Here is a 9,133-nt window from a genome sequence, read left to right on the forward strand (position 1 = left end):
TGACGCCTGCCCAGGCCGCCATCGCCTGGGTGCTGGCCAAGGGCGAGGACATCGTCCCGCTGGTCGGCGCGCGCCGCCGCGACCGCCTGGCCGAAGCGCTGGGCGCCCTCGACGCGGCCATGACGCCCGAAGCGATCGCCGCCCTGGAACGGGCGGTCCCCAAGGACGCCGCGGCCGGCGAGCGTTACCCGGCCCCGCAGATGGCGACGCTCGACAGCGAGAAGCGGAGCGCCTGAGGCCGTCCGCCACTCTGGACATCGCGGACCCGACGCCCCATCCTCCGCGTTCAAACAGACGTTCGCCGCACGAGACCACCCATGTTCATGCGTTTCTTCACCGAGCTTCGCCAGGCCAAGGTGCCGGTGACGCTGAAGGAATACCTGATGCTCATGGAGGGGCTCGACAAGCGGGTCATCGACCGCTCGGTCGAGAACTTCTACTACCTGTCGCGCGCGGCTCTCGTGAAAGACGAGAAGAACATCGACAAGTTCGACCAAGTGTTCTCCCACGTCTTCAAGGGCCTGGAGCGGATGGGCGACGACGTCACCGCCGACATCCCCGCCGAGTGGCTGAAGAAACTCTCCGACCAGTTCCTCACCGAGGAGGAGAAGGCCCAGATCGAGGCCATGGGCGGCTTCGACAAGCTGATGGAGATGCTGGCCGAGCGCATCAAGGAGCAGAAGGAGCGCCACGAGAAGGGCGACAAGGCCATCGGGACCGGCGGCACGTCACCCTTCGGAGCCGACGGCTATCACCCCGAAGGCATCCGCATCGGCCAGGACAAGGGCCGCCACGGCCGGGCGATCAAGGTCTGGGACAAGCGCGAGTACAAGAACCTCGACGACCAGGTCGAGCTCGGCACCCGCAACATCAAGGTCGCGCTGCGCCGCCTGCGCAAATGGGTCCGCGACGGCTCGCCCGACGAGCTCGACATGAACGGCACCATCAAGGGCACCGCCGAGAAGGGCTACCTCGACATCCAGATGCGCCCTGAGCGCCGCAACAAGAACAGCGTGCTGATCTTCTTCGACATCGGCGGCTCGATGGACAGCCACATCAAGGTCTGCGAGGAGCTGTTTTCCGCCGCCCGCTCCGAGTTCAAGAACATGGAGTTCTACTACTTCCACAACTGCCTCTACGAAAGCGTGTGGAAGGACAACCGGCGCCGGCACGCCGAGAAGATCAACACCTGGGACGTGCTCCACAAGTTCCCGCACGACTACAAAGTCATATTCGTGGGCGACGCGACGATGAGCCCCTACGAGGTCACCTATCCGGGCGGCTCGGTGGAGCACTGGAACGAGGAGGCCGGCGCCGTGTGGCTCGACCGGGTGGCCAACATCTACGAGCACATGATCTGGCTGAACCCCACCGCCGAGCGGCACTGGGACTACACCCCTTCGGTCGGCGTCATCAAACAGCTGGTGGGCGAGCGCATGTACCCGCTGACCCTGGCCGGTCTGGAGAAGGCCATGAAGGAGCTCGCCCGCTAGGCGGGGCCCATGAGCGACAACCTCACGAACGGGGTGGTTGAGAGCCCCGACGACGAAGAGACCCATGCCGCCACCAAGGCCGCGGTGTTCGGCGCGGCCGAGCGGCTGTTCGCCCTGCACGGGTTCCAGAACGTCTCAGTGCGCGACATCACCGCAGAGGCGGGCGTCAACCTGGCGTCGGTGAACTACCATTTCGGCTCCAAGGACGCCCTGCTGTTCGAGATCTTCCGCCGGCGGACCGGCGAGCTGAACCGCGAACGCGCCCGCATGCTGCACGAGGCCAACGACCGCCACGGCGGCAAGCCGCCGGTGCGCGACATCCTCGAGGCGCTGTTCGCCCCGCCGCTGCGCTGGGCCGACCCCGCCAACGACCGGCGGATCAGCGTGCAGTTCATCATCCGCGCCCGCTCGGAAGGCACCGCGGAGATGCGCGACGCCCTGCAGAACGACGTCTCCCACCTGGCGCGCTTCGCCGAGGCGCTGAAGGCCGCGCGGCCCGACCTGCCGCCGGAGAGCGTCTACTGGCGGCTGCATTTCGTGCTGGGCATGGTGCACAACAACCGCTTCGTGGAGTTCGACCGGCTGCACCACCTGTCCGGCGGCCTGACCCGCGAGGGCGACGTCGCCGCCCTGCTCGGCCGCATGCTGGACTTCGCCGAGGCGGGCTTCCTAGCGCCCTAGGCGGGTCCCGGCGCTCAGGCGGCCTTGGTCAGCAGGATCGTGCCTTCCATCATCAGCTCGCGCTTGGCGTCGTGGGTCAGGGCTGCGTCGAAGCTGTCGATGATGGCGTTGGCCCAATCCGGCAAGACCACGTCGGCGCGGCCGGTCGACAGCCGCATCTGCACGGCGGTCATGTCCTTGTAGAGCGTCGGATGCCCGCGGTGCGGCACGAACCGCACGGTCTCGAAACCTGCCGCCTTGGCCGAGGCCGATACCCGGCTGCGGGAGAACAGCCACTTGTCGTCGAGGTTGCGGAACCAGGAGGTCGTGGTGTCGGGGTCGCTGCGCTCGGCCACGTCGCGGATGGTCGAGCGCAGGACGGCGTCGGCCGCCGGGTCCAGCGGATCGCCGCGCAGTTCCGCCTCGGCGAGGATCCGCTCGAACGCCAGGCGCATGATCGCCCAGCCGTTGAACGGCTCGAAGAAGATGGCGTGGCCGCCCGGCTTCAGGGCCCGCGCCGCTGCGTTCAGCCCCCGCTCCGGGCTCTCCAGATGGTGCAGGATCGAAGCGCCGGTGACGAGGTCGAAGCCGCCCGGCGTCACCCGCTCGCTCATGGCGTCCATCTTGACGCAGACCACCGCGTCGGCGGCGGCGTTGTCGAGGGCGTAGGCGGCCAGCATGGCCAGCAGCTCGGCGGAAAGGTCGGTCGCCACCATCCGTGCGCCGGGGAACAGGCGGCGGCAGGGCACGATGGAGTTCACCCCCGAGCCACTGCCGAGGTCGAGGATCAGCGGGGCCTCGGCGACCGCGACGCCCGTCGCCTCCAGCCCCTGGCGGAACAGCCGCTCGAAGTGGTCGCTGGCGGCGTAGCGGCGGTGGTATTCCTCGGCGTTGGCCTTGAACTGGTCGGTGATCGCCGCTTTCGAGGCGCGGTCCTCGATCGTCCAGACCAGCACCTCGCCGTCCTTGCGCCGCAGATGCGGGGCGAGCTCGGCGGCGAACAGCGGCCTGGCCCAGTCCGGCGCCGGCTTGGCGGGGCGGCCGGGACGCAGGAGATCCTTCAGCGACGCCATTTCGAACTCCCCGCGTCGCTCGTCACCGCGACCATCCTCCGTTAGGCGAAGGCGGACAGAGAGGCAATCAGGCCGCCAGGCTCCAGGCGAACTTCAGATCCTCGACGAACAGCGCATAGGCCTTGGCCTTGGCGTCGGCGTCGGGCAACCGCAGCAGGTAGGACGGGTGATAGGTCACCACACCCTGCGCCTGGTCGGGGAGCTGCAGCGCCTGCTGGCGCATCTTGCCGATCGCCAGCGGCTTGCCGAACACCGACAGCGCCGCGGTCGCGCCCAGGCTCACGATCACCCGCGGCCGCACGATCCGCCGTTCGTTCTCCAGCCACCAGCGGCAGGCGGTCACCTCGCCGGCGTTTGGGGTCTTGTGGATGCGCTTCTTGCCGCGCAGCTCGTGCTTGAAGTGCTTCACCGCGTTGGTCACGTAGGTCTGGTCGCGGGGGACGCCTGCAGCGGCCAGCGCCTTGTCGAGCATCTGGCCGGCGGGGCCGACGAAGGGACGGCCGGCGAGGTCTTCCTGGTCGCCGGGCTGTTCGCCCACCAGCATCATCCTGGCTCGCGCCGGGCCCTCGCCGGAGACCCCTTGCGTCGCGTCGCGGTAGAGGTCGCAGCGGCGGCACATCTGCACGCCGGCGTGCACCTCCTCGAGCGTGGTCACCGCCTGGCCGTCGTAGGACGCGTCGCGGCTGGCCCGCTGGGCGGCGCGCACGAGTCTGCCGGAAGGAGGCGCGCGCGGCGAGGGTGCAGATGGGGTCCGGCCGACCATGGCTGGGCTGGGAGCCTCCGCGTGAGCGATCTGCTGCGGAATGGGCCGGGCCTCGGGCGGGTTCCGCCGATCGCGCGCCGGCTGGCCCGGACGGAAGCCTGCGGCGCAATAGCTGCGCCAGTAGTCCTCCAGGCCGTCCTCGCGGGGCGCATCGGCCGGATCGGCGCCCGGCGTGAAGCTGAGCTCGCGGGTGTCCCAGTGGGCGCAGACGTCCGGCGTCAGGACGGAGAACCGCCGGTTGGCGAAGCGCCGCACAAAGAACGCCGCGGCGGCCTCGGTCACCCGATGCGCCGGCTCGAACCAGGCCACCTGCACCTCTCCTCCGTCGGCGCCCGCGAACCGCTTAAAGTCGGTGAAGGCCTTCATCTGATGCTCCGCCTGGGCGACCGCCCGGGCGAAACCATGGGCCTTGCGCACGTCCGGATCGGCCTTGACCGCCAGTAGCCCAGTCTCGCGCTCCAGCCGGCACAGGATCCGGTAGAGCAGCGCGAACCGCTCGTCCGACCGGTGCCGGATCACCGTCCCCGCCAGTTCCACGAACGCCCGCGGCACGGTGAAGGTAGAGGGCGCCCCCGTGTCACCCGCAGCGTCGAGGAGGTTCCCCGCCCCGTCCACCGTCCAGATCACCGCCTCCGGCGCCACGTGGCGAGCGCGCAGCCGCCGCGCCGCCTCCCGCCAGCCCGGGAAATCGGTCTCGGAGGCGAGCCTGACGATCGCCTGCGGCTCGGCCTGGAGGTCGGGGATGGTCATCCCCCAGTTCTAATGTTCTCTTTTTGTTCTGTCTAGCCTCGCCGCACCCTGCTGACAGGACGCTGACAGCACGCCCAGGCGACCATGCGGCCCTCCCCAGCACGGAGCGCCACCATGATCACCCTCTACACCATCGGCTCCCTCTGGGGCCTGCCGGACCCGAGCCCCTTCGTCATGAAGACCGAGGTGCAGCTCAAGATGTCGGGCCTGCCCTTCACCACGCGAAAGTCCCGCCCGCCGGAAGCGCCCAAGGGCAAACTGCCGTACATTGAGGACCAAGGCGTCCTGATCGGCGACTCCACCTTCATCCGCGAGCATCTGGAACGGAGATACGGCGTCGACCTCGACGCCGACCTTTCGCCCCGGCAGCGCGCCATTGCCTGGACCGCCGAGCGGGTGGTGGAGGACCACCTCTATTGGGCGACCATCTACGCCCGCTGGGGCGTACGCGAGAACTTCGACAAGGGCCCGGCGATCTTCTTCGGCGGCGCGCCGCCTGAGGTGGTCGAGGCGGGCCGGGCGCGGGTGCTGGAGAACCTGCACGGCCAGGGCTTTGGCCGCCATTCCCTCGCCGAAGTCGCCGACCTCGCCGGCCGTTCCTTCGCCGCGCTTTCGGAGCTGATCGGCGATGAGCCCTATCTGTCCGGCGCGGCGATGTGCGGGGCGGACGCGACCCTGTTCGCAGGGCTGGCGGCGGTGGCGACGCCGCATTTCGACACGCCGGTGCGGGACGCCCTGCTGAGGTTCCCCAACCTCGTGGCCTACCACGACCGGATCATGGCGCGGTTCTATCCGGCGTTTGCGTGGGCGGAGCCGGCGCTGGCCTGAGATTGCGCGGAACCGACCGCGCCACCACCTGTTCCGAGACCATGGCCCGCCTCTCCATCCGCCATGAGACGCTCTACACCTATGAGCGTCCGGTGCGGTTCGCCGCGCATCGCCTGCTGATGCGGCCGCGCGACAGCCACGCGACGCGCGTGGTGGACGCCCACCTGACGCTCTCTCCGCCGGGCGAGACCCACTGGCTCTACGACGCCATGGCCAACTCGGTCTGCAGCTTCACCCCGGACGGGGAGAGCCGGATCCTGTCGATCGTCAGCGAGCTCACCATCGAGCGCTTCCCCGCCCCGCTGCTCCGCCGTGACATCGCCGACCCGCAGACCGTGACGCCGATCGTCTACGCGCCGTCCGATCGGGCGGTGCTGGCGCCGTTCATCGATCCGGTCAGCGACGACGCCGACGGCCACCTGCTGGCCTGGCTGCGCAACCAGGTGGGCAGCACACGCGAGCCGGCGCTCGACTTCCTGCTCAGGCTCAATCGAACGATCCATGCCGATTTCCAGTACATCGCCCGCGACACCGGCCACGCCCAGGAGCCCAGCCACACCGTCAGCGTGGGGTCCGGCGCCTGCCGCGACTTCGCCTGGCTGATGGTCGAGTCGCTGCGGCGGCTGGGCTATGCCGCCCGCTTCGTTACCGGCTATCTCTACTCGCCGGGCGCGGGGGCCACCGTCCGCGGCGCGGGCGCGACCCACGCCTGGTGCGAGGTCTTCCTGCCCGAGCTGGGCTGGACCGAGTTCGACCCCACCAATGCGCTGGCCGAGAGCCCCGACCTGATCCCAGTGGCGATGACCCGCACGCCGGTCGAGGCCGCCCCGGTCTCCGGCGCGATCTATGGCGACGGCGGCCAGTCCAATCTGACGGTTCACGTAGACGTGCGCCCCGCCCAGTCGCTTCCGGCCGCCGCCTGAGTCAGATTGCGAAGGCGGGGCCGAAGCAAAACCATCCGGGAGACGCCTCCATGACGCAGGGCTTCCAGCAGCAGGACCGTACTGACTCCGGCTTCCTGAAATCCGCGCCCACGCCACAGCACGGCTGCAAGCCGAACCCCAAAGCCGCCGCCCCCTCGCGCCCTCCGCGCCGCGTCGAGCCTCGCCCGGGGCATTAGGACCGATCGGCGTTTAGTGGAGCTCGGGGCTAGCCCCTCAAAAGCCCTCTCCCCCTTGCGGGGAGGGGAGCGTGGCCGGGCGATTGAATGTCGATTCAGTCTAGGCGGGGGCCGTTCAGCAGGCTCGAGGCCTGACCGCGGCGACCGCTTTGCCAGGCCGCTGTTTCGTGGTCCCCTCCGGCCATGGAAGAGCTGTCTCCCAATCTCGACCAGGCCACCTACTGGACCGAGTCGGCCGGCCCCACCTGGGTCGAGCTGAACGACGACCTCGACCGGCAGATCGCGCCGTTGGGCGCCGCCGCCATCGCCGCGCTGGCGCCCCAGGCCGGGGAGCGGATCATCGACATCGGCTGCGGGTGCGGGCAGACCGTCCTGGCCCTGGCCGAGGCGGTCGGCGCGCAGGGCCGCGTGCTTGGCGTGGACATCTCCGAGCCTATGCTGGCGGTCGCGCGGCGCAAGGCTGAGGCGGCCGGCGCCGGCGCGGTCCGATTCCTGGAGGCCGACGCCCAGGTCTGCGCGTTCGATCCCGGCGCCGCCGACGCGGCCTTCTCCCGCTTCGGCGTGATGTTCTTCGCCGATCCCACCGCGGCCTTCGCCAACATCCGCAGGGCCCTGAAGCCCGGCGGCCGCATCGCCTTCCTGTGCTGGCGCGGCATGCAGGAGAACCCCTGGATGACCGTGCCGCTGAGCGCCGGCCTCAAGCATCTGCCGCCGCGCCCGCCGCCGGAACCCGATGCGCCCGGCCCCTTCGCCTTCGCAGACGGCGAGCGATTGCGCGGCCTGCTCACCGCCGCGGGCTTTTCCGATGTCGAGGTCCGCGCGCACGACCAGAAGATCAGCAACGCGCCGGCCGCCTCCTTCCGAATGGCCCTGCGAGTTGGCCCGCTCGGGGCGTTGCTGCGCGACAACCCCGAGGCGCGGGAAGTGATCGAGGCCGACGTCCGCGCGGCGCTCACGGCCCATCTGGTGGACGGTAAGGTGACGATGGACTCCGCCACCTGGATCGTCACCGCGCGCAACCCCTGACGTCCGCTGCCGATCCGCGCTTTCCGCGGGGGCCGCGATTCTGTTAGACCCGGAGAATTGATTTTATCCGTTGCCGGAGGGCGCCGGGCGCGGCCGGACAAGCCGGCACGCGCGCGGCCTGGACGCATTTGGACGCCAAGATTGAATCCACCGACGCGGCTGCCGGCGAGACCGATCTCGCCGTACGCGAGGCGCAGTACGAGAAGTTCGTCTGGGACAATCTGAGACGCAACTACCTCGGCAACTACCTGCACGGCATGCTGGGGATGACCGGCTTCCGGCTGGTCAACGCGCCGACCTTCCTGCCGGCCTACCTGCACATGATCTCCGGCTCCAACGCCATCGTGGGGCTGGGGCTGGCGTTGCAGCAGGTGGGCGGGGTGATCTCGCCGATCTTCGGGGCGAGCAAGATCGAGCACCGCACCAAGGTGATGCCGGCGGCCCTGTGGATGGGCGGGCTGGCGCGCACGGCGGTGCTCGGCATCGCGCTGTCCGGCTGGCTGCTGAAGGGCAATGCGCTGGTGGCCTCGATCCTCGGCTTCATGCTGATGTTCGGCATCTTCATGGGCGCGCAGCGGGTGGTCTTCAGCCTGCTCATGGCCAAGGTGATCCCGATCAGCCGCCGCGGTCGCCTGCAGGCCTGGCGCAACGCCACCGGCGGACTGATCGCCGCAGTCCTGGCCTATTTCGCCGGCCGCTACTTCATCGGCCCGAACCTGTTCGGCAACGGCTACGGCACGACCTTCGTCTTCGCCTTCATCCTGACCTCGATGGGCCTGTGGGCGCTGCAGTTCCTGCTGAAGGAGCCCGAGCCGCCGACCACCCGCACGCAGGGCCGCTTCCGCGACCGGCTGCGCGAATTCCCGCGGCTGATCACCGAGGACCGCGCCTACGCCTACTTCCTGCTGGTGCAGATGCTCGCCACCTCGGCGCGGATCGCAACCCCCTTCTACATCCTCTACGTCTCGGCCTCGATCCACATGACGGGGATGATGCTGGGCGCGCTGTCGCTCGCCTACCTGGGCGCGGACACCCTCTCCAACCTGGTCTGGGGCTATCTGGGCGACAAGAGCGGCTTCCGGCTGGTGCTGCTGTTCTCGATCGTCACTTGGATCGCCTCGACCATCCTGCTGATCCAGGTCCACGACAGCTGGGCGATCTTCCTGGCCTTCTTCGGCCTCGGCGCAGCGCAGTCCGGCTACATGATGGCCGCCCAGACCATGATCCTGGAGTTCGGCGACCGCGACGAATTGCCGATGCGGATCGCCGTCAGCGCCACCGCCGAGAGCATCACCGCCACCCTCGGCCCGCTGATGGGCGGCAAGATCGCCGACCTGTTCGGCTACGACCTGGTGTTCGGCATCTCCATCGGCGTGCTGATCGCCGCCCTGGTGCTGCTGATCGCCGCGGTGAAGGAGCC

The 9,133-nt window shown here is 69.4% G+C and carries 9 protein-coding genes; 7 read left to right on the forward strand and 2 right to left on the reverse strand.

Annotation, left to right across the window (positions count from 1 at the left end):
• The 3 genes from JWP28_RS13840 to JWP28_RS13850 all read left to right on the forward strand — a co-directional run.
• Window positions 1–236, forward strand: a 236-nt coding sequence (locus JWP28_RS13840; protein ID WP_299543758.1) for an aldo/keto reductase, incomplete at its 5' end; no start/stop codon positions are given.
• 81 nt (window positions 237–317) lie between these two features.
• Window positions 318–1,493 (forward strand): VWA domain-containing protein, encoded by a 1,176-nt coding sequence (locus JWP28_RS13845; protein ID WP_299543759.1) that lies wholly within the window; start codon window positions 318–320, stop codon window positions 1,491–1,493.
• Window positions 1,494–1,502: 9 nt separating this feature from the next.
• Window positions 1,503–2,174: a TetR/AcrR family transcriptional regulator gene (locus tag JWP28_RS13850; protein ID WP_299543761.1), complete on the forward strand. Its 672-nt coding sequence runs from the start codon at window positions 1,503–1,505 to the stop codon at window positions 2,172–2,174.
• Window positions 2,175–2,188: 14 nt separating this feature from the next.
• Here the strand turns inward: JWP28_RS13850 and JWP28_RS13855 are convergent, their stop codons facing one another.
• Both JWP28_RS13855 and JWP28_RS13860 read right to left on the reverse strand, forming a co-directional pair.
• Window positions 2,189–3,226 carry a class I SAM-dependent methyltransferase gene (locus JWP28_RS13855; protein ID WP_299543762.1) on the reverse strand — a complete coding sequence of 346 codons (1,038 nt, stop codon included), beginning with the start codon at window positions 3,224–3,226 and terminating at the stop codon, window positions 2,189–2,191.
• Between the two features lie 67 nt (window positions 3,227–3,293).
• Complete coding sequence (locus JWP28_RS13860) at window positions 3,294–4,739, reverse strand: UdgX family uracil-DNA binding protein (RefSeq protein ID WP_299543764.1); 1,446 nt, start codon at window positions 4,737–4,739, stop codon at window positions 3,294–3,296.
• A gap of 114 nt (window positions 4,740–4,853) precedes the next feature.
• Here JWP28_RS13860 and JWP28_RS13865 point away from each other — a divergent pair, with 114 nt between their 5' ends.
• From JWP28_RS13865 to JWP28_RS13880, 4 genes are all read left to right on the forward strand, one after another.
• On the forward strand, window positions 4,854–5,567 hold the full coding sequence (locus tag JWP28_RS13865) for a glutathione S-transferase family protein (protein ID WP_299543766.1): 714 nt from the start codon (window positions 4,854–4,856) through the stop codon (window positions 5,565–5,567).
• A gap of 41 nt (window positions 5,568–5,608) precedes the next feature.
• Window positions 5,609–6,490: a transglutaminase family protein gene (locus JWP28_RS13870; protein WP_299543768.1), complete on the forward strand. Its 882-nt coding sequence runs from the start codon at window positions 5,609–5,611 to the stop codon at window positions 6,488–6,490.
• A 380-nt stretch (window positions 6,491–6,870) separates the two neighbouring features.
• Window positions 6,871–7,713 carry a class I SAM-dependent methyltransferase gene (locus JWP28_RS13875; RefSeq protein WP_299543769.1) on the forward strand — a complete coding sequence of 281 codons (843 nt, stop codon included), beginning with the start codon at window positions 6,871–6,873 and terminating at the stop codon, window positions 7,711–7,713.
• Between the two features lie 128 nt (window positions 7,714–7,841).
• Window positions 7,842–9,133: MFS transporter (locus tag JWP28_RS13880; protein ID WP_299543770.1), on the forward strand; the 1,292-nt coding region annotated here is incomplete at its 3' end.

The organism is Phenylobacterium sp. (assembly GCF_028290885.1).
In the GTDB taxonomy this organism is placed as follows: Bacteria; Pseudomonadota; Alphaproteobacteria; order Caulobacterales; family Caulobacteraceae; genus Phenylobacterium.